This is a genomic window from Micromonospora sp. NPDC093244, assembly GCF_040683695.1.
GTDB lineage: Bacteria > Actinomycetota > Actinomycetes > Mycobacteriales > Micromonosporaceae > Micromonospora.
Map to the genome: position 1 here is coordinate 38,849 of NZ_JBFBEO010000009.1, position 19,185 is coordinate 58,033.

General features: G+C 71.1%; 18 protein-coding genes. 3 read left to right on the forward strand and 15 right to left on the reverse strand.

The features are described from left to right. The first annotated feature begins 313 nt into the window (after nt 1-313). Nucleotides 314-1,027 carry a hypothetical protein gene (locus tag AB0N27_RS28225; RefSeq protein WP_364376182.1) on the forward strand — a complete coding sequence of 238 codons (714 nt, stop codon included), beginning with the start codon at nt 314-316 and terminating at the stop codon, nt 1,025-1,027. A 19-nt stretch (nt 1,028-1,046) separates the two neighbouring features. Here the strand turns inward: AB0N27_RS28225 and AB0N27_RS28230 are convergent, their stop codons facing one another. From AB0N27_RS28230 to AB0N27_RS28270, 9 genes are all read right to left on the reverse strand, one after another. Beyond that, nucleotides 1,047-1,634, reverse strand: coding sequence for a WHG domain-containing protein (locus AB0N27_RS28230; protein ID WP_364376185.1), 588 nt, complete (start codon nt 1,632-1,634; stop codon nt 1,047-1,049). After that, nucleotides 1,627-2,460, reverse strand: a complete 834-nt coding sequence (locus AB0N27_RS28235) for an alpha/beta hydrolase (protein WP_364376188.1) — start codon at nt 2,458-2,460, stop codon at nt 1,627-1,629. Before AB0N27_RS28235 ends, AB0N27_RS28230 begins: the two co-directional genes overlap by 8 nt. Nucleotides 2,461-2,546: 86 nt before the next feature. Further along, nucleotides 2,547-2,906 carry a VOC family protein gene (locus tag AB0N27_RS28240; RefSeq protein WP_364376191.1) on the reverse strand — a complete coding sequence of 120 codons (360 nt, stop codon included), beginning with the start codon at nt 2,904-2,906 and terminating at the stop codon, nt 2,547-2,549. A gap of 159 nt (nt 2,907-3,065) precedes the next feature. Continuing rightward, nucleotides 3,066-4,592, reverse strand: coding sequence for a non-reducing end alpha-L-arabinofuranosidase family hydrolase (locus tag AB0N27_RS28245; protein ID WP_364376194.1), 1,527 nt, complete (start codon nt 4,590-4,592; stop codon nt 3,066-3,068). A gap of 280 nt (nt 4,593-4,872) precedes the next feature. Next, entirely contained in the window at nt 4,873-5,739 is an 867-nt protein-coding gene (locus AB0N27_RS28250; RefSeq protein ID WP_364376197.1) for a serine hydrolase, read from the reverse strand. A gap of 49 nt (nt 5,740-5,788) precedes the next feature. Then, complete coding sequence (locus AB0N27_RS28255) at nt 5,789-6,454, reverse strand: hypothetical protein (protein ID WP_364376200.1); 666 nt, start codon at nt 6,452-6,454, stop codon at nt 5,789-5,791. 91 nt (nt 6,455-6,545) lie between these two features. Beyond that, nucleotides 6,546-7,046 carry a SigE family RNA polymerase sigma factor gene (locus tag AB0N27_RS28260; RefSeq protein WP_364376203.1) on the reverse strand — a complete coding sequence of 167 codons (501 nt, stop codon included), beginning with the start codon at nt 7,044-7,046 and terminating at the stop codon, nt 6,546-6,548. Beyond that, nucleotides 7,039-7,908 (reverse strand): hypothetical protein, encoded by an 870-nt coding sequence (locus AB0N27_RS28265; RefSeq protein WP_364376206.1) that lies wholly within the window; start codon nt 7,906-7,908, stop codon nt 7,039-7,041. The genes AB0N27_RS28260 and AB0N27_RS28265 overlap by 8 nt, the downstream gene beginning before the upstream one ends. A gap of 139 nt (nt 7,909-8,047) precedes the next feature. Continuing rightward, nucleotides 8,048-8,617 carry an alpha/beta hydrolase gene (locus tag AB0N27_RS28270; RefSeq protein ID WP_364376209.1) on the reverse strand — a complete coding sequence of 190 codons (570 nt, stop codon included), beginning with the start codon at nt 8,615-8,617 and terminating at the stop codon, nt 8,048-8,050. A gap of 256 nt (nt 8,618-8,873) precedes the next feature. On the opposite strand from AB0N27_RS28270, the gene rph reads away from it, so the two are divergent. Continuing rightward, a complete protein-coding gene (rph, locus tag AB0N27_RS28275) occupies nt 8,874-11,468 on the forward strand; it encodes a rifamycin-inactivating phosphotransferase (protein ID WP_364376212.1) in 2,595 nt (864 codons plus the stop codon). 3 nt (nt 11,469-11,471) lie between these two features. On the opposite strand, the gene AB0N27_RS28280 is transcribed toward rph, so the two are convergent. The 3 genes from AB0N27_RS28280 to AB0N27_RS28290 are packed head-to-tail and all read right to left on the reverse strand — an operon-like array spanning nt 11,472 to nt 15,990. After that, a complete protein-coding gene (locus AB0N27_RS28280; RefSeq protein WP_364376215.1) occupies nt 11,472-13,199 on the reverse strand; it encodes an IlvD/Edd family dehydratase in 1,728 nt (575 codons plus the stop codon). A gap of 53 nt (nt 13,200-13,252) precedes the next feature. Further along, entirely contained in the window at nt 13,253-14,782 is a 1,530-nt protein-coding gene (locus AB0N27_RS28285) for an aldehyde dehydrogenase family protein (RefSeq protein ID WP_364376218.1), read from the reverse strand. Continuing rightward, entirely contained in the window at nt 14,779-15,990 is a 1,212-nt protein-coding gene (locus tag AB0N27_RS28290) for a fumarylacetoacetate hydrolase family protein (RefSeq protein WP_364376221.1), read from the reverse strand. The genes AB0N27_RS28285 and AB0N27_RS28290 overlap by 4 nt, the downstream gene beginning before the upstream one ends. 197 nt (nt 15,991-16,187) lie before the next feature. Here AB0N27_RS28290 and AB0N27_RS28295 point away from each other — a divergent pair, with 197 nt between their 5' ends. Next, nucleotides 16,188-16,964 carry an IclR family transcriptional regulator gene (locus tag AB0N27_RS28295; RefSeq protein WP_364376224.1) on the forward strand — a complete coding sequence of 259 codons (777 nt, stop codon included), beginning with the start codon at nt 16,188-16,190 and terminating at the stop codon, nt 16,962-16,964. A 58-nt stretch (nt 16,965-17,022) separates the two neighbouring features. On the opposite strand, the gene AB0N27_RS28300 is transcribed toward AB0N27_RS28295, so the two are convergent. The 3 genes from AB0N27_RS28300 to AB0N27_RS28310 form a co-directional block, all read right to left on the reverse strand. Further along, the gene (locus AB0N27_RS28300; RefSeq protein WP_364376227.1) at nt 17,023-17,742 is read right to left on the reverse strand and encodes an alpha/beta hydrolase; all 720 of its coding nucleotides are present in this window, start codon (nt 17,740-17,742) and stop codon (nt 17,023-17,025) included. Nucleotides 17,743-17,851: 109 nt separating this feature from the next. Beyond that, complete coding sequence (locus AB0N27_RS28305; protein WP_364376426.1) at nt 17,852-18,760, reverse strand: siderophore-interacting protein; 909 nt, start codon at nt 18,758-18,760, stop codon at nt 17,852-17,854. Between the two features lie 115 nt (nt 18,761-18,875). Beyond that, a complete protein-coding gene (locus tag AB0N27_RS28310; protein WP_074318219.1) occupies nt 18,876-19,142 on the reverse strand; it encodes a helix-turn-helix transcriptional regulator in 267 nt (88 codons plus the stop codon). Nucleotides 19,143-19,185 lie beyond the last annotated feature (43 nt).

Genomic DNA, 19,185 nt, shown 5'->3' on the forward strand with positions numbered 1-19,185 from the left:
AGCCACGGGCGACGGTGGTGGCGGCGGTGGCGAATCGATGCGCACCGAATCGTATGATGTTTGTTTCATTCATGTCAATGAATGTCGTTGACCCGGTGGTGCGCAGCTCATCCTCTGGTCCTGCAACGGACAACAGAACCAGCAGTGGGCGCTGCGGAACTGACCACGCGGCGACTCGGGCCGCCCTCGCGAACCCTGGGAGGGTGGCCCGCCTGCCGACGACCGTGGCCGGTCGCCACCCCTTCAGCACCGGGCGGGGTCCGACGCACTAGCATTGCCGCGGTCCGGGACGGCTCTGCTGAAACGAGGCGAGATGGGTTGGCTCCAGCGGTTGCTGGGTGGCGGGCGGGTCCAGCTCGATCCGCAGCGGCAGCAGGCGCTGCTGCGGGACGTCCGGCAGAGGTACGGCGCCCACGCGCGGATCCCGTTCGCCCAGCAGGTCGAGGCGGTCACCGGAGTCCTCGACGGCGATGACGGCCTGGTGGTGGCGGCGGGGATCGTGAGCCAGGTCGCCGACGAGGCCCACGCCGACCTGCAGGCCCAGGCCCAGGACTACCACCGACGGACGGGTCGACGACTGCTGGTGAACCGCCGCAACTACCGGCCACTGTGGAAGGAGGTCGGTCCGGCGCTGCGGTGGCCCCTGTTCGCGCTGCCGTGCGGCTACCACCCGTACGCCCAGCTGGCCGCCGCTGTCTCCGTGGTCGGCGGCCAGGCGCGCCGTCTCGAGCGGGTGACCGATCCGGTCCCGGTCGTGACCCGCGTGTTCGAGGTGCTGGACCTCACCACCGCCGGCTGGGAGTACGGCCGGGTACGGGTGGACACCGACGCCGCCGCCCTGGTCGATCGACTGATCTCGAGCGCCGCGCAGGTCCTCGCCGCCATGGACGATCCGCCCCGACTGCCCCCCGCGGTCCGTGAGCTGATGCGCCGCAACAACACGGTCGGCGTGCACGATCCGGCCGGGCCCCAGGCGGTGGGCGCGATCAACCTGGGCGCACGGCTGCGGGAGCAACTGCTGGTCTGACGACGGCGGGGAGCGGCGGTCAGGCCTCCCCTGCGCCGTCACCGGCCCGGTCGGCTCCCAGGCCGCTGATCAGAGTCTCGACGAGGAACCGGTAGCTGCGGTCGACGTCGCGGGGCAGCCCGAAGCCGCCGGCGCTCTCCAGGCTGGCGAAGCCGTGCAGCGCCGAGCGCAGCGCACGGGCGGCGTCGATGGCATCGGCGCCCGGCGACCCGAAGCCGGCCAGGACGTCGAGCAGGATCCGCAGGGCCTCGTCGCCGGCGCGGCGGTCCTCCTCGTCATCGAGGTCGGGCGCGCGGACGGTGGCGGCGTAGCGGCCCGGATGGTCGAGGACCCAGCGGCGGTAGGCGTCGGCGAACGCGCGGACGGCGTCCGGGCCGGATCTGCCGACGGTCGCCCGGACCAGCGTGTCACCGAGTTCGTGTCGGGCCTGGATGGAGATGCCCCGACGCAGCGCCTCCAGCGAGTCGACGTGTTTGTAGAGCGACGGTGTCCGGACGCCGACCCGTTCGGCCACCAGACCCATCGACAGGTTGGCGAAGCCGACCTCGTCGGCGAGCGCGGCCCCGGCAGCGACGACCGCCGCCGGGGCGAGGCCGGCCCTAGGCATGGGCGTTCGCGCGCAGGAAGGTCAGCACCAGCGAGGTCACCTCGTCGGGGTACTGCGCGTGCGGGTAGTGGCCGGCGCCCTCGATGGTGTCGAGCCGGCCCAGACCCGCCGGGAGCGCGGCGACGATCGCCTCGCCCTCGGCGCGCGGGTCGGCCCAGTCCGGGTCGAGCGTGCCCTCGACGATGAGCACGGGGCAGCGGACGTTCGCCAGCTGCGCCCCGGCGTCGACAGGCGACGACTGGCCCATCTTCTGCAGGGCCTTCATCCGGCCGGGCTCGCGCATCATGGCATCGACGCGGGCCATCCGGGCGGTCCAGTCGGCTGGCTTCCTGCCCGGGTACGCGACCTCGAGGTAGCTGCGCCAGAGCGGCACGCTGCCCAGCAGGCCGGCCCCGAGCAGTCGGATCATGCCCCTGCGGTAACGGCCGACCCGCAGGTCGCCCAGCCTGATCGACTGCTTGCGGGTGAACGGCGCCAACTCGACGATGCCGGTGACCAGGTCGGGTGCCTGGGCGGCGGCGATGGTGGCGGCCCCACCCGAGATCGAGTGACCGACAAGCACGGCCGGGCCGCCGAGGTGCCTGATCACCGCGAGCAGGTCGCCGGCGATGTCGGTGCGGCTGTACGACGGCCATCCCACGCTCGACTCGCCGCAGCCCCGCAGGTCGACCGCGGCCACCCGGTAGCCGGCGGCCGCCAGGCGTGGGGCGACGAAACGGTACGCCTCGCGGCTGTCCCCCATGCCGTGGGCGAGGACGACGAGTGGTCCGTCGCCTGTCACCTCGTACGCGATGGTGCCGCAGTCGGCGGTCAAGTATTCGGTCATCAGCTCTCCCCGGTTAGCTATTTGCGTTAGCTTTAAGCTAATACGATTAGCCGCCAGCGTCAAGGTGACGCCTAACGCACCGACGGTCAGGTGTCGGCCTCGACTGCGAAGGTGTTGCCGTCCGGGTCCTGGAACCAGGCGATCCGTCCGCCTCCAGCGCGCGGGGTGATCCCCCGGGCGTCGTGGTCGAACTGCTCGTAGCGGACGAACTCGACACCGGCCGAGGTGAGTTCGTCGACGATCCGGTCGAGGTCGTCGACGTACCACGTCGCCAGAGTGGCCTGGGTCTTCCCGGCGGTGACCGACTGGTAGACGTTCAGCGCCGGCCCGCCACCGGAGCCGTAGATCCGGCTGCCGCCGGCGATGGTGGCACTGGGACCGGACCGCAGCACCGGTAGGCCCAGCTTGCCTTCGTAGAAGGCGACAGCCGTCTGGATGTCGGACACGGCGATCGACGCTCTGAGGTGGTACGCGCTCAATGGCATGTCCCACTCTGGCACGCGGCGGCGTCGGGTCGACGTCATTCAGGCGGTGGCCCAGCACCACCTCCCGCACGGCAGGGCGGGCACGGCCTGTTGGCCGTGCCCGCCGTGCGTGGTGTCGCGTCAGCGTTGCAGGGTCAGGAGGCCGGGTCGGTAGGGCAGGAGGCCGTAGTCTCCGCCGGAGCTGGGCGAGCGGCCCTGGTAGAGCAGTTGCAGGTTGCACGGGTCGACGGTGAATGTCTGGTCCGCGCTGGTGCGGAGCAGTTCGCCGTGGCTGATGTCGTTGGTCCAGGTCGCCCCGCTGTTGGCCTTACCGGCGAACGGGTTGCTCTCGGTGGCGGCCTGCGGCGTCCACGACCCCGACAGGCTGGTGGCGGTGAACGACCTGAAGTAGCGGCCCTGCGAGCCGATCGCCTCGACGATCATCAGGTACCGGTCCTGGCCCTGGAGCTTGTACACCTGGGGGGCCTCGAACAGGTTGTTCGTGGTGTCACTCATGATCGTCGTGTACGACGAGCCGAAACTGCCCGGGAAGTTCCCGATCGGCATACTCGCCCGGTAGATCTTGCCGTTGTCACCGGCGAAGAACAGGTACATGGTCGTGCTGTCCGCGATCAACGTCTGATCGATCGGGCCGGTGCCCGAGCCGGTGATACTCCCGGTGAACAGGGTCTGCGCCGCGGACCAGCCGTTCGGGTTCGTCGGATCGCTCGAGGTCCGGTACGAGAACGCCGTGCCACCCCACTGGTACGCCAGGACCCAGATGTTCTTCGGCGCGAAGTAGAACAACGTCGGCGCCACCGTCGCGGAGTTCATCGTGTTCTGACTCGCCGAACCCATCTCCGAGAAGTTCGAGAACAGGCCGAAGTTCATCGAACCCCACCGGGTGCCGGTGTCATGCGTCGTGGCGTACACGAGGTGCCGACCGTTGTACGGCGCCACAGTGAAGTCCTTCAACGACACCCACCCCGACTTCGGGTTCGCCAACACACCCGAAGACGACCACCGGTACGACGACGGCAGACTGCACGTACCCGTCGGCGGCGGCGTGGTCGGGTTGCCTCCACCGTCGACACGGACGAGCTGCCACTGCTGGTTGCTGCCGTTCCAGTCGTCGTACTGCACGATGTTGCCTCCGTCGGCGGTCGAGGCGCCCTGCACCTCCACCACCTTGTTGCTGTTCCGGTTGATCAGACGGATGTAGCCGCTGTCCGAGTCGGCCAGCCGGAACTGCTGGTTCGTCCCGTTGCCGTCGCTCCACTGCACGATGCTGGTGCCGTTGGCGGTGGAGAAGTTGTAGACGTCCAGCACCTTGCCGGACAGCCGCGACTTCAACCGGTAGTAGCCGCCGCCCGAGTCCACGAACTGCCACTGCTGCTGGTTGCCGTTGTTCCGCGTCCACTGCGTGATCCGGGCGCCGTCGTTGGTGGCCAGGTTGTACACGTCCAGGGCCTTGCCGCTGTTGCGGTTGACCAGCACGTACCAGGCGTTGGTGTCGACAGTCGCCGCGGCGGCGGGTGACGTCACCGCCACTGCGGCGGCACCACCGGCGACCAACGCCGCCACGCCGGCGGTGACGAGTCGCAGCAACCATCCTCGCCGCCGCCGTGACGGCGATACGATCGATGGAGACCTATCAAGGGCAGACATGGTCCTCCTCCAGTAACCAGGAGCCGAACGGTTCACCCGAGCTGGGCGCACCGCGACGCACGGCCTGGCGCATGCCACAAGAATGTTTGCGTTAACACTGCTCCGGCATGTCCTGGCGCACGTGTGATTCGAGGTCGACGCAGCAGGCTCGCCCGGTAAGCCTCGGGTGCCGTCGTCCTTGTCCATCGACTGTGAGCGATAACATGCTGTTCGTCAAGTCGTAATCCCCAGGGAACACAACCCCGTCGCGCAAGCCGGCCGACGCCGCGCGCCGCGCGAGCTACCCCTGGGCGGGGGTGTCGTGCGCCGCGGCGGCGCGCAGCTCCCGAAGCACGTACGTGGCGGCCTTCTCGACGACCCGGACACCTGCCTCCCGGCTCACGTGATGGTCGGAGAGCACGGCGACGAGCCAGTCGTGGCGGTCCTCGACAACCCGCCCGATGCTGTTGACAAGCCAGCGCCCACCGTCGGCGTCGGCGGTGTCCCAGCCGTTCTTGACGTAGGTGCCACGGTTGCCGGGCGCCCGCCCGGCGGTGACCCCCCAGCGCTGCTCCGGCACCACAGTCGACATGAGCCCCATGACGAAACGGCGGTCCTGCGCGGTGAGCGGCCCGGTCGGCGACGTCAGCGCGCCCAGCAGCCGGATCTGGTCGGCCACAGTGGTGGTGGTCCGACCCCACTGCGAGCCGGGTTTGGTCTCCCGCAGACCGAGTGTGCGATTCGCGGCGGTGAGCCCCCGCGATCCCTCGATCTTCTGCCACAGCGCACTCGCCGCGTCGTTGTCGCTGGACCGGATCATCGCCTCGGCCAACTCCCGGTTGGCCGAACTCAGGGCCTTGCCCGGCGGTCGTTGGCGCAGCAGGAGTGCCGCGAGGATGTCGACCTTGACGATGCTGGCGGTCTCGAAACGTCGCGCCCCGACGGTCACCGCCGCCGACCCGCGCCGGTCCAGTGCGGCGACGGCCAGGTGGCCGTCGTACTGCCGCACGTAGGTCTCGATCCGCGTTCGCGCCTGCCCGATCCAGTCGACCGCCGGCGTCGTGGGGACCGGTTGGGCCGGCGTCCGACTCGGCGAGGCGGCGGCACCCTCGTGGCCCACACCGCGCGTGGCGCCGTAGGCGGCGGTGGCGACGCCGGCGACGGACATCGTGACCGCCGAGACGACCCAGCGGCGAGGCAGCCCTCTGCCGTTCCGTTCAGCCAAGGCGGGCCGCCGCTCTCGCCGCGACGGAATCCAATGCGGCGCGACTACCCGGATCCGGCAGGCTGAACGTCGACACCACCTCGCCTCGTTTCAGCACGACGAAATACGTGACGGTCGCCGGACGGTCCTCGTGCTCGATACGACCCCGGATGAGCATCCCGGCGCCCGCGCGGTAATGCTGATCGACGACGGTAAATGAAATATGCGATCCGAGCATCCGGTAGTCCGCGCACCGCACCAGGACGCGCCGGACGTCCTCGACGTTGCGCTCGGCCCATCCGGGCGCGAATCTCTCCACCACGTGGTGTGCCGGCGACGACCCGTCCGCCGGGCGGTAGAAGCGCTCCACGGCACTCTGCCGGTACGACCGGGCCGGGTAGTCGCCGCCGCGATAGTGCGGGCAGCTGCTCTGCTCCCACGGCCACGGCGGCGACCCGGCCGGAGCGTCGCCCTCCCGCCAGGCGGCACCCAGATCACCAGGGCTCAGCAACATGCCGGCGTCGAGCCACGTGGCGTTCGCCGTCTGTGGCGTACCGGCCACGTCGTCCGACTCGGAACGTTGGCAGCCGCCACCGAACACCACCACTGCCGACAGCAGCGCTGCCAGCACGGCGACCCGGCGTCGGCCTGCGCCACACCCTCTGACCGACACGGACACGATGGACCTCCCCAGACCCACGACAATGTGACGCGTACGCGACGCGCACCCGCCGACCGGCGACGATCACCGCCGAACCGGACCGGACCGCTCAGTGGCGTTCCTCGGCGAACAATTCGAGCCGGCTCTCGCCGAGCAGCTCGCGCAGCCGGCTGAGCGAGCGCATGCTCTGGCTCTTGACCACGGCGATCGAGACGCCGACGGCCTCGGCGACGGTCTCCACGCTCAGGTCGTCCCAGTACCGCAGGACGACTATCGCCCGGTCCCGCGGTGGCAGGGTGGCGATCGCGTCCAGCAGCGTCATCCGCAGTTCCGCGGGATGTTCCTCGGCCCGCTCCGGCGGCCTCGACACGGCCAACTCCTGGCTGGATCGACGCCTCTGCTGGTCGATCACGCAGCGCACCAGCATCTTGCGGGCGTACGCGTGGGGGTCGTCGGCTCGACGGACCCGCCTCCAGTTGGCGTACACCTTGGCCAGCGTCGTCTGGGTGAGATCCTGGGCGAGGTGCCAGTCGCGGCACATCAGGAACGCGGCGTCGCGCAGGCGGCCGCCGGCCGCCTGCGCGAATTCGACGAACTCCTCGTCAGCCATTCGACCGGGCCAGTGGCGTGAAGGTCTTGGCACCGGAGGCGACGATGTCGGATGGCATTTCCGTACCCCAGAGCGGGTTGGCCGCGACATCGACCGCCTCCTGGACGGAGAGGGCGTGGATCGCCGACGGATTGTTGATCCCGTCCCCCTCGAGGCAAGCGGAGATCAGCAGGTCGATCCGGAGGCCACGGCCGTGGTGCACGGTGACCATCCTGTCCTGCACGCAGTTGTCCGGCAGCTCGGTCAGCTCCACCGTCCCTGGAGGTGGGTCGCCACCGCGCTCGTCCTGGTAGATGGAGAGCCGCAGCATCCCCGGCCCCTTGCCCCGATCCAGGTAGAGCTGGACGAAGGGCATACCGGGGCCCGCCCCGTCGTTGGGCAGCATCGCGTAGTGGCTGGTCTTGCCCTTCGGCAACAGCCGGGTCAGCAGCTCCAGGGCGGCCTGCGGGGTGGTGGTCCGCGCATCGCTCACCGGCTTGCGCCCGACCGCCACGGAGCCGAGCACCCGGGTCGCGGTCGGCGGCCCCGGCGCCCAGCGGAGCGGCCCCGGGGCGGTGGCGGCGCCGGGCGCCCCGAGCGGGGGCGGTGGCGAGGCGGTGGCCAGCGTCCCGGCCGATGATCCGACAACCGGTCCGGCCGGCGCGCCGACATCAACGGGGACCGCCCCGAACCTGTCGAACGGCCCGACGGCCAACCCGACGACGAGCAGCAGCACGAGCGCCGACCCGCCACCGAACCCCGCCAGGCGGCGTCGGCGGCGCAGCCGGCGACCCTGCACCATCGCCTGCTGGACCAGATCACCAAGCGGCGGGGCGGGATGCCGGGTCAGATCGTCCCCCAATAGCCTGCGGACGTCGTGCATGTCCCGTACTCCTCCCCGGTCGGCCACCGACACGGCGACCCTGTCACCTGACCTGACGGGTTGGCCGGTCGGTTCGGTTACCGCCGGACGGGCACCAGTTTTCGGCGCGCGCCGGCGGGCAGCCTCCGATTGGAGGAGATCAGGGGGTACACGGATCGAGGAGCGTCAGCACCGCCGCCACCTCGGCGAGGTCGTCGCCCAGCTGGTGATCGCGGCCGGGCAGCCGGTGCAGCCGGGCGTGCGGGATGGCCCGGGCGTACAGGTCGGCGTGCGCGGGCGGCGCGGTGTCGTCCTCGAGCCCGTGGAACACGTGCACCGGCACGCCGGACGGCAACCGTTCGCCGAGGTCGTCCGGCATCTCGAACTCGTCGGAGGGCCACCCGCCCGGACCGACGAACGGGGCGGCGAGCAGAACGATGGCCGCGAGGTGCCGCCGCGGCGGTCGGTCGGCGAGCGTGTGGACGAGGATCGTCGCGCCCACCGAGTGCCCCACCACGACCGACCCGTCGTCCAGGGCCGCGACCTCCCGCCGGATGGCCGGGCTCCAGGTCGCGTAGGTCGGGTTGCCCTCGTCGGGCATCCGCGGATAACGGACCTCGTACCCGTCGCCCAACTCCCGTCGCAGACTCTCGGACAGCGCCCTGTCCCAGTCGTCGTGCACGCCCGCGCCACCGCCCTGGATGAACAGCACCTGCCGCCGACCAGCCATGACCATCCTCCCGCGCGAGGCACGGTGACGTCCCGGACGTTTTCTGAGAGACGCATTCGCGAGAAGAGTTTTCGTCCGCAGCGGCGAAGACGGCGCGGAATTGTTCCCTCTAAAACGTATATCGCACCCGGGGGCTTGCCACAAGACCCGGGGTGCGGCGCAGAATCGTCGGCCGGAGCCGCGAGCGGACGAAAACGCGCACGGCGCCAGACCGATCCGCCGGTGAAACAGAGCGACATTTCTCAAAGGGGCCGTGATGAGCGAACGGTATGTGGTGGGCCTGCGCGAGGTCGACGAGTCGCGGATCGCCCTCGTCGGCGGCAAGGGCGCGCACCTCGGGGCGTTGTCCCGCATCGACGGTGTCCGCGTGCCGGACGGGTTCTGCGTGACGACGGACGCCTTCCGGCTGGTCCTGGCCGGGGCGCCGGCGATCGGGGACCTGCTCGACCACCTGTGCGGGCTGGACCCGGACGACCGGGAGGCGATCGGCGCGGTGAGCGCCCGGATCCGCCGTACCCTCGACGGTGTCGCCCTCCTCGACGAGGTGTCGGCGGCGATCGACAAGGCGCTCACCCGGCTCGGCGACGACGCGGCGTACGCCGTCCGGTCCAGCGCGACGGCGGAGGACCTGCCGACCGCTTCGTTCGCCGGCCAGCAGGACACGTACCTCAACGTCATCGGGGCGGCGGAGATCCGGCGGCACGTCAGCAGGTGCTGGGCCTCCCTCTTCACCGAGCGCGCGGTGACCTACCGCCAGCGCAACGGCATCGACCACCGGGCGGTCGAGATGGCCGTCGTCGTACAGCGGATGCTCGTCCCGCAGGCGGCGGGCGTCCTGTTCACCGCCGACCCGGTCACCTCCAACCGCAGGGTCGCATCCGTGGAGGCCGTCGTCGGCCTCGGCGAGGCCCTGGTCTCCGGGCTCGTGAACGCGGACGCCTACCGGGTACGCGACGACCGCGTCGTCGAGCGGGCCATCGCCGCCAAGCCGCTCGCCATCCAGCCCGTGCCGACCGGCGGGACGACGCGGCAGGCGGTCGACAACGACCGGCAGGAGGAGCCGGCCCTCACCGATGAGCAGGTCCTACGGCTCGTACGGCTCGGCCGGCGGATCGAGGCCCACCTCGGCCACCCGCAGGACATCGAATGGTGCCTGGTGGACTCCGACTTCCACATCGTCCAGAGCCGGCCCGTCACCACGCTGTTCCCCGTCCCCGAGGCGGGCGACGCGGAGAACCACGTCTACCTCTCGGTCGGTCACCAGCAGATGATGACCGACGCCATGACGCCCCTGGGGCTCTCCATGTGGCAGTTGACGGCCATGGTGCCGATGCACGCGGCAGGTGGCCGACTGTTCGTCGACGCCACCCGGCAGTTGTCCTCGCCGGCCGGCCGCGCCGCCCTCCTGGCACTGGTGGGCAGGTACGATCCGCTGACCCGGGACGCCCTGGAGACCATCCTCGACCGCGCCGACTTCGTCCCGATCGTCACCGATGCCGCTCCCGCCGGGCCACCCGGCCCCGCCCCCACCCCGATCGACACCGATCCGGCCATCGTCACCGAACTGATCGAGCGCAGCCAGACGTCCATCGCCGACCTGCGGCGCGACATCGCGACGGTCAGCGGTCCGGCGCTGTTCACCTTCCTGCTGGAGGCCTTCGGGGAGCACAAGCGGGCACTCGCCGATCCGCTCAACATGCAGGCGGTCATGGCGGGAATGGAGGCCACCTGGTGGCTCAACGACCAGCTACAGGAGTGGCTGGGTGAGAAGAACGCGGCAGACGCACTCACCCTGTCCGCGCCCCACAACATCACGTCCGAGATGGGGCTGGCGCTCCTGGACGTCGCCGACGTCGTCCGCCCCCACCCGGAGGTGGTGGCCTTCCTGCACAGGGCTCCGGACGAGAACTTCCTCGACGACCTGGCCCGGCTGCCGGGCGGCCAGGAGGCCCGCGCCGCCCTCCAGGCCTACCTCGACAGGTACGGCATGCGCTGCGTCGGCGAGATCGACATCAGCAGGACGCGCTGGGTCGAGCGCCCGAGTACCCTCGCGCCGCTCATCCTCGACAACGTCAGGAATTTCGAACCCGGCGCGCGTGAGCGGCGCTTCGAGCAGGGACGCCAGGCGGCGCTCGAGAAGGAGCAGGATGTCCTGGAACGCCTGAGGGCGCTGCCGGACGGGCAGCGCAAGGCCGACGAGACCAAACGGATGATCGACCGGGTCCGCACCTTCATCGGGTACCGCGAATATCCCAAGTACGCCATCGTCAGCCGCTACCTCGTCTACAAGCAGGCCCTGCTGGCCGAGGCCGGACGACTCGTACGGGCCGGTGTGCTCAGCGCGACCGATGACATCTTCTACCTGACGTTCGACGAACTGCACGACGTCGTGCGCACCCGACGCGCCGACGACAGGCTCATCCGCCGACGCAGGGACGAGTTCCGGTCGTACCGGCAGCTCACCCCGCCCCGCGTGCTCACGTCCGAGGGCGAGGCGCTCTTCGGGGCGTACCGGCGCGACGACGTGCCGACCGGCGCGCTGGTCGGCCTCGGGGTGTCCGGTGGGACGGTCGAAGGGCGCGCCCGCGTCATCCTGGACCTGGCCGAGGCCGACCTCCAACCGGACGACATCCTGGTCACCGCCTTCACCGACCCGAGCTGGTCCCCGCTGTTCGTCGCGGTCCGCGCGCTGGTGACGGAGGTGGGCGGCCTCATGACCCACGGCGCGGTGATCGCCCGGGAGTACGGGCTGCCCGCCGTGGTGGGGGTGGCACAGGCGACCACGCTGATCCGCGACGGGCAGCGGATCCGGGTCAACGGCACGGACGGGTACGTGGAGCTCCTCTCGTGACCGTCAGTGCGAGTGGCGGGGTACGGCGCTGCCGCTGCCGCCGACGAGGAAGTCGAGGTCGGCGCCCTGGTCCGCCTGAAGGACGTGCTCGCTGTACAGACGGGTCCAGCCGCGCTCGGCCGTCGGCAGTGGCGGTTGCCAGCCGGAACGGCGTCGGGTCAACTCCTCGTCGTCGACCAGGAGGTCCAGTCGGCGCGCCGACGCGTCGACGTGGACCAGATCGCCGGTACGCACCAGCGCGAGAGGACCACCCACTGACGCCTCCGGTGCCACGTGCAGGATGCAGGTGCCGTACCCGGTGCCGCTCATCCGGGCGTCGGAGATCCGCACCATGTCGGTGATGCCGTCGGCGAGCAGCCGGCGGGGCATGGGCACGTTACCCACCTCGGGGAAGCCGGGGTAGCCGCGCGGTCCGGCGTTGCGTACCACGATCACCGTCTCGGGGGTGACGTCCAGGTCCGGGTCGTCGGCGGCGACGACGTAGTCCTCGATCCGGTCGAAGACGAGCGCCGGCCCGGTGTGCGTGAGCAGGTGGGCCGAGGCGGCGGAGACCTTCAGCACGGCCCCGGACGGCGCGAGCGACCCGCGCAGCACCACCGTGCCCGAGCCGGCTGCCTGGAACGGCTCGGCCATGGTGCCGATGACGTCCCGGTTCCAGCACCGGGCGTCGCCGATGTTGTCGGCCACTGTCGCCCCGCTCACTGTGACGTGGTCGAGGTGCAGCAGCGGGGCGATCTCCGCCATCACTGCCGGTACGCCGCCCGCGTAGGCGAAGTCCTCCATCAGGTACGCCCCGGACGGCATCAGGTTGACCACCATCGGCACGTCGGCGGTGAGGGTGTCGAAGTCGTCGAGCGACAGGGGGACGCCGAGGCGTCCGGCGATCGCGAGCAGGTGGACCACCGCGTTCGTGGATCCGCCGATCGCGGCGTTGACCCGGATGGCGTTCTCGAACGCCTGCCGGGTGAGCACCGACGACAGCCGCTGGTCCTGGTCGACCATCGCGACGATCCGGCGGCCGGCGGCGTGCGCGAGCGCGTACCGGCGGGAGTCGACGGCCGGTACGGCGGCGGCTCCCGGCAGCTGCACGCCCAGCGCCTCGGTCACGCAGGCCATCGTGGAGGCGGTCCCCATGGTCATGCAGTGGCCCCGGCTGCGGGACATGCCGACCTCAGCCTCCGCGCAGTCGGCGGCGGTCATCCGACCGGCCCGCATCTCCTCGGTGAACTGCCAGACGACGGTGCCCGAGCCGATGTCCTGGCCCCGGAACTTGCCGTTGAGCATCGGCCCGCCGGTCATCATGAGGGTCGGCAGGTCGACGCTCGCCGCGCCCATCAGCAGGCCGGGAGTGGTCTTGTCGCAGCCGGAGAGCAGGACCACCCCGTCGAGCGGGTTGGCGCGGACCGACTCCTCCAGCTCCATGGCCAGCAGGTTGCGGTAGAGCATCGTCGTGGGGCGCATGAGGGGCTCGCCCAGGCTCATCGCGGGAAACTCCAGCGGCAGACCGCCGCTCTCCCACACGCCCCGCTTCACCGACTCGGCGAGGTCCCTGAGGTGGGCGTTGCAGGGGGTCAGCTCCGACCAGGTGGTGGCGATGCCGATCACCGGGCGACCGTCGAAGACGTCGTCGGCGAAACCCTGGTTGCGCATCCAGGACCGGTGGATGAACCCGTTGCGGCCCTGCGCACCGAACCACTCGCCGCTGCGCAGCGGCCGATCCGTCGTCGACATCAACGCACCTCTCTGTTCACAGGTCCGGCCACCGGGCCGGTGGGACGGGTGAGCTACCGGCCAGGACGGGCCGTTGCCGGCTCCCATCTCCCGTCGACCCGCCGGGAGATGGCGGTGTACTCGTCCCGCAGCTCCTCGGGGAGGATCCAGGCCGGGGCGTCCTGCCAGGCCAGGGGGCGAAGGAATCGTCGGATCGACGTGGCGCCCACCGACGTGTGCACGGTGTTTGTCGACGGCCAGGGCCCGCCGTGGTGCTGGGCCCAGGACACCCGGACGCCTGTGGGATAGCCGTCGAAGACGATGCGACCCGCGCGCTCCGCGAGCCCGTCGACGAGTCGGCGTATGACGTCGGCGTCGTCGCCGGGGCCGTGATGGACCGAGCCGGTCAGCGACGGCGGGACGGTGGCCAGCACGGTGTCGAGGTCGGCGACGTCGCGGTACCGGACGACCACCAGGAGCGGACCGAAGCACTCGTCGGCGATCTCGGCGGTCAGGCCCGGCAGACCGACCTCCAGCAGGGTCGGCGCGACGGTGAACCCCGCGCCGGGCTCGACCCGGGGCCGCGCCGCGACGCGGGCGCCGGCCCGCTCGAACGCGGCGGCCCCGCTCTCGTACGCGTCCCGGATGCGCTCGTTGAGCAGGACCGCGCCGCCGGAGCCGTCGACCCGCTCCCGTAGCCCCTCGACCAGATGGTCGCCGCCGGGGTCGGACGGGATGAACGCCAGCCCCGGCTTGGTGCACAACTGACCGCCCGACGCCGTGAAGGAGGCGAACAGCCCTTCGGCGATCTGGTCTCCCCGGTCGGCCGCCGCTCCGGGCAGGACGACTGTCGGGTTCAGGCTGCTCAGCTCGGCGTACAGGGGAATGGGGTCGGGCCGTTCGTCGATGGCCGCCTGGATGGCGCGGGCCGCACCGAGGGAGCCGGTCAGTGCGGCCGCGCGGATCGCCCGGTGGCGCACCAGCGCGCGGCCGGCCTGTTCCCCGTACACGATGGCTGTCACGCCCTCGGGCGCGCCCAGCTCGCGGATGGCCGACGCGATGGCCTCGGCGGACGCGTGCGAGGTCAGCGGGTGTGACGGGTGTGCCTTCAGTACCGTGGGACAACCGGCCGCGAGGGCGGCGGCGGTGTCGCCTCCGGCGACCGAGAAGGCGAACGGGAAGTTGCTGGCACCGAAGACCGCGACAGGCCCGAGGGGTACGAGCATCCGCCGCAGGTCCGGGCCGCGCCCGAGCGGCGTGTCGGCGGCGTGGTCGATGGCCGCCTCGACGTACGCCCCGTCCCGCAGCACCTCGCCGAACATCCGGAACTGGAGTGCCGCCCGGGTGAGTTCCTGGTCGAGCCGGGCGTGGGCCAGTCCGGTCTCGGCCTGCGCGGTCGCGACGAGGTCCGTCCGGCGGGACTCCAGGGACGCCGCGATCGCGTCGAGCATCTGCGCTCTGCCGATCCGGCCCAGCCCGGACAGCCACGGCACCGCCGCGGCCGCCCGGGCCGCGGTCGCCTCCAGCCTGGACTCGTCGGTCTCGACGAGGTCCGTCGGGCGACGCCTACCGTCGCGCGGGTCGACAGTGCTGACCACGTTCACAGCAGTCCTCTCCGTGCCAGATTGCCCATCAGGTCGCGGATGCCGAAGTGCCAGGGCGCGCACTCCTGGGCGTGCCGCACCCGGTTCACCAGGGTGCCGAGCGCCGGGCACCCGATCCGTACCACGTCGTCGATCTTGTGGGTGAAGCCCTCACCGGGCCGGTCCCGGTCCTGGATGGGCGCGAACATCGTGCCGAGCATCAGGACGGCGCCGTCGGGATAGTGGTGGTGCGGGCCGATCATCTGCCGCACGAGCGTCTCCGGGTCACGTGACATCCGGGTCATCTCCGAGACCGCCTCCAGTTGGAAGCCGTCCACCCCACGGATCGTCAGCGCCACCTCCAGCTCGCGCACCCGCCGCATGTCGAACCGTTCGTCGAACAGCCGGATCAGGGGACCGAGGGCGCACGAGGCGTTGTTGTCCTTCGCCAGCGGGAGCAGGAGCGCCGAGCGGCCCTCGACGTCCCGCAGGTTCACGTCGTTGCCGAGGGTGGCACCGACGATCCGGCCGCTGGACTGGACGACGAGCGCGACCTCGGGTTCCGGATTGTTCCAGGTCGACGTGGCGAGCACGCCCACCGGAACGGCGGTGCCGACGGCGGAGAGGATCTGCCCCTTGGTGAAGATCTCGGCGTCCGGGCCGATCCCCACCTCCAGGTACTGGCTCCACATGCCCTCGGCGACCAGCAGATCCTTGAGTTGCCGCGCTTGCGCCGAACCCGGGACCAGACTGTGCAGGTCGGCGCCGACGTCGGCGAGCATCCGGCCACGGAGGTCCGCCGCGAGCGCCAGGTCTCCCCGGGCCCGTTCCTCGATGACACGTTCGATCATCGAGACCGGGAAGGTCACCCCGGCGGCCTTGAGCGCCTGCAGGTCGACCGGGGCGAGCAGCCACGGCTGGGTGCGGTCGCGGGTCCCGGCACCGGTGTTGGCCAGCACCGCCCCGATGCTGCCGAGCACCCGCCCGTCGAGCGCGGCCACCGTCGCGGCGGGATCGGGCAGTTCGCAGATGTCCCGGACGGTGGGGAACCGGTGGCTGATGTCGATGACCTGGCCGTCCCGGACGGTGACGGGTGAGGGGCCGTCGACCGACGGATCCCAGATCCGGCCGATGAGGACACTGTCGCCGGCGTCGGTCGGCAGCGCTTCGGCGGCGGTCCCGAACCAGTCCGCGTCGGCGGCCCGCCCTCGGGGCTCGGGCACCGTCATGAACCGCTCCCCGGGTCGAAGAAGGACCGCTCGTCCCAGACGGTGGTCAGAGACGACACCGCGGAACACATTTGCAACGATCGTAGCGACATATGCAACGACGTCAAGGAGTTGTTGCGTATCGCGTCCGCTACATTGCACATTACGCAACGAGCAGCGCCGGTGGGACAGCCGTCGCACGAAGGGAGACCTGGCCGGTGGCCCAATCCATTCGCCGCGCGATCGACCTCATCCGCCGATCCGCGGAACGCCCGCTGTCACTCACCGAGGCGGCTGACGTGCTCGGCGTCCACAAGTCCACAGCCCTGCGGATCCTGCGGACGCTGGAGGCCGAACGCTTCGTACGCCGCACCGGCGCCGGCACCTACGTGCTCGGCAGCGGGCTGATCGAACTGTCCGAACTCGCGCTCGGCTCGATGGACCTGCGCCAGTTCGCCGCCGCGCCCCTGCGCGCCCTGCAACGCGCGACCGGCCACACCGTGCACCTCGCCCAACTCACCGGCGACGAGATCATCTACATCGACAAGGTCGACAGCCAGGCGTTCGACGCCGTGAAGCTGCCCTCCCGGGTGGGCCGCGCGGTGTCGGTGTACGCGAGCGCCGTGGGCAAGACGATCCTTGCCTACCTGCCCCCCGAGGAACGCGACCGCCTTCTCTCGCACGTCGTCTTCGAGAGGTTCACCGACACCACCCTCGCCGACCACGACCTGCTCGAAGCGGAACTGGTAGGCATCCGCGAACGCGGCTGGGCCGCCGACAACGGTGAGCACGACGCCTACGTCATGTGTGTCGCCGCGCCGATCCGGGATTCGCGGCGACTGGTCATCGCCGCCGCCTCGATCACCGCGATCGAGGTCATCGCCAACCTCGACCAGCTGAAGAGCAACCTTCCGCTGCTCCTCGCGACCGCGAACCAGATCTCTTCCGAGCTGGGCTACACGGCTCCCACCGCCGACACCCCGGACGGCTCGTAGCGGAACGAGCGTGGCCGCCGGGGCGGCGACGCCGGCGCGCACGCCACGCCCGCGATGATCAGGCTCCGACGCCCCGCATCGCCTCGATGATTGACTCCGCGACCTCGCCGGGCTGCGACACCGCCATCGCGTGGGACGCGCCGGCCACCTCCCGGGTCCCGCGCGCACCTGCCCGTTCGGCCATGAAGCGATGCGCGGCGACCGGGATGTTGCGGTCCGCGTCACCGAAGACGAACCAGCTGGGCAACGTCTGCCAGGCAGGGGCCTGCGTCGGCAGGCCCTCGCCGAGCGCCTGCTCGGTGATCGGCCGCTGCGTCCGGGCCATCAACGCCGCCATGTCGTCGCTGACGTCCGCGGCGAACTGCGTGTGGTAGGCGTCCTGGCCGATCGCCACCTCGTTGCCCCCGCTGGACACCGGGTAGGAGACCAGGGTGTCGCCGAGCGTGCTGCCCGGGAACTTGGCGGACAGCGCCAGCGCCGACTCCCCCGTCTCGGGGACGAGCGCGTTGACGTAGACCAGGCCACGCACCGTCGGGTCGCCCGCCGCCGCCTCCGTGACGACCATTCCGCCGTACGAGTGAGCGACGAGCAGGACGGGACCGCCGATCCCCCGGATGACGTCCCGCAGGTACGCGGCGTCCGCCGTGACGCTGCGCAGCGGGTTGGCGGCGGCCACCACGGAGTAGGCGGAACCGAGCCGCTCGATCACACCGTTCCAGCTCGCCGACTCGGCGAACGCGCCGTGTACGAGGACGACCGTGGGTTTCTGATCCGACACGGCGGGCCGCTCCTTTGCTCCAGGACGAGGATGCGGAGGCACCCCGCCCGACTGCGTGGGCGCGGCTGATTACCCGCCGTGCGATCGGGAAACGTCCCGACCTGTCGAATCAGACCGGATCAGCCCGGCCGAGCCGCCAGTAACCCATGAAGGCCACCGCCCGCCGGTCGAGACCACGCTCGACGACGAGGTGTCGACGCAGGGTCCGGATGACACCCGCCTCCCCCGCCAACCAGGCGTACAGCCGCGACGGCGGCACCTCCTCGGGCACCTCCCAGAGGAACTCGGCGTCCACGTCCACGTCAGTGATTGACTGCGCGGTCACCTGCGGCGTACCGCCGGCCAGCAGCTGTCCCGCCGCCGCGGCGACGGCAGGCACCAGGTGGCTGCCGTGCCCGCCTGCGCCCCGGGGCAGCCACCGCACCTCGATGCCCGGCGGCGTCACGAGCGGCAGCACGTCACAGGCGTCGGGCACCTCCAGCAGGACGGTGCCGCACGCGTCGAGCGGGAGGCGTTCGCAGATGGCGCTGATCGCCGGCACGGCCGTCTCGTCGCCGGCCAGCAGCAGGTGCCCGGTCGACGAGGGCTTGAACTCGACTCCGCCGTGGTCACCGTCGTAGCCGGCGTCCGGGCCGAGCAGGGCGATCTCGTCGCCCGGGCGTACCCGCCGCGCCCAGCGGGTGGCCGGGCCGCTGTCCCCGTGCAGAACGAGGTCGACGTCGACCTCGGACACGTGCGGGCGGACCGCGCGGACCGTGTAGGTGCGCACCGGGTTGCGCTCGTGCTCGGGCAGGGCGCGCCACTTCGCGTACCAGTCCGGGCCCTCGGGGAGATTCACCCCGTGCCGGCCGGGCAGTGGCAGGGCCAGCTTGATCCGCTGGTCGTAGCCGTTGTCGGCGAAGCGGTGCAGATCGGGCCCGGTGAAGGTGACCCGGGTGAAGGACGGGCTGAGCCGGCGTACGGCCCGGACCTCGACGGCGAACAGCCGCCAGGGGGCGATGGGCAGGGTCTGGGTCAGGGTGCTCGACGCCGATCCGACTGTCATGAAGGGTAGGCTAACCTAAGCCCTTTCGCGGCCGGTGTGGTGGGTCGTCCGGTCGATGCGGATGCTGGGTTCGGGCCCCGGCGAGCCCTCAGGACGCCTCACGGACGCGCAGGTCGGCCAGCCACACCTCGGCCAGGTCGCTGAGCGCGACGCCGAGGACCTCGCTGAGGCAGACCACCGTGCCGAACGCCGGCGCCGGAAGCCGACCCACCTCGATCTTGCGCAGCGTCTCCGGTGAGATACCGGCCGCCAGGGCCACCTCGACCAGACTGCGGCCACCCCGCGCGACCCTGAGCGCTGCGCCGAGGCGCTGCCCCGCTGCGATCTGTGCCGGTGTGAGCGGTGGGCGGACCATGTGAGCAGGATAGATCCGCCCTCGCGGACCGGCAACGCCGACC

Excerpts from the sequence above, each read along its gene's own strand:
- AB0N27_RS28245 (WP_364376194.1), bottom strand. The coding sequence starts at position 4,592 with ATGTCTGCCCTTGATAGGTCTCCATCGATCGTATCGCCGTCACGGCGG.
- AB0N27_RS28235 (WP_364376188.1), bottom strand. The coding sequence starts at position 2,460 with ATGACCGAATACTTGACCGCCGACTGCGGCACCATCGCGTACGAGGTG.
- AB0N27_RS28310 (WP_074318219.1), bottom strand. The coding sequence starts at position 19,142 with ATGGTCCGCCCACCGCTCACACCGGCACAGATCGCAGCGGGGCAGCGC.
- AB0N27_RS28265 (WP_364376206.1), bottom strand. The coding sequence starts at position 7,908 with ATGCACGACGTCCGCAGGCTATTGGGGGACGATCTGACCCGGCATCCC.
- AB0N27_RS28225 (WP_364376182.1), top strand. The coding sequence starts at position 314 with ATGGGTTGGCTCCAGCGGTTGCTGGGTGGCGGGCGGGTCCAGCTCGAT.
- AB0N27_RS28250 (WP_364376197.1), bottom strand. The coding sequence starts at position 5,739 with ATGTCCGTCGCCGGCGTCGCCACCGCCGCCTACGGCGCCACGCGCGGT.
- AB0N27_RS28260 (WP_364376203.1), bottom strand. The coding sequence starts at position 7,046 with ATGGCTGACGAGGAGTTCGTCGAATTCGCGCAGGCGGCCGGCGGCCGC.
- rph (WP_364376212.1), top strand. The coding sequence starts at position 8,874 with ATGAGCGAACGGTATGTGGTGGGCCTGCGCGAGGTCGACGAGTCGCGG.
- AB0N27_RS28280 (WP_364376215.1), bottom strand. The coding sequence starts at position 13,199 with ATGTCGACGACGGATCGGCCGCTGCGCAGCGGCGAGTGGTTCGGTGCG.
- AB0N27_RS28230 (WP_364376185.1), bottom strand. The coding sequence starts at position 1,634 with ATGCCTAGGGCCGGCCTCGCCCCGGCGGCGGTCGTCGCTGCCGGGGCC.
- AB0N27_RS28270 (WP_364376209.1), bottom strand. The coding sequence starts at position 8,617 with ATGGCTGGTCGGCGGCAGGTGCTGTTCATCCAGGGCGGTGGCGCGGGC.
- AB0N27_RS28290 (WP_364376221.1), bottom strand. The coding sequence starts at position 15,990 with ATGACGGTGCCCGAGCCCCGAGGGCGGGCCGCCGACGCGGACTGGTTC.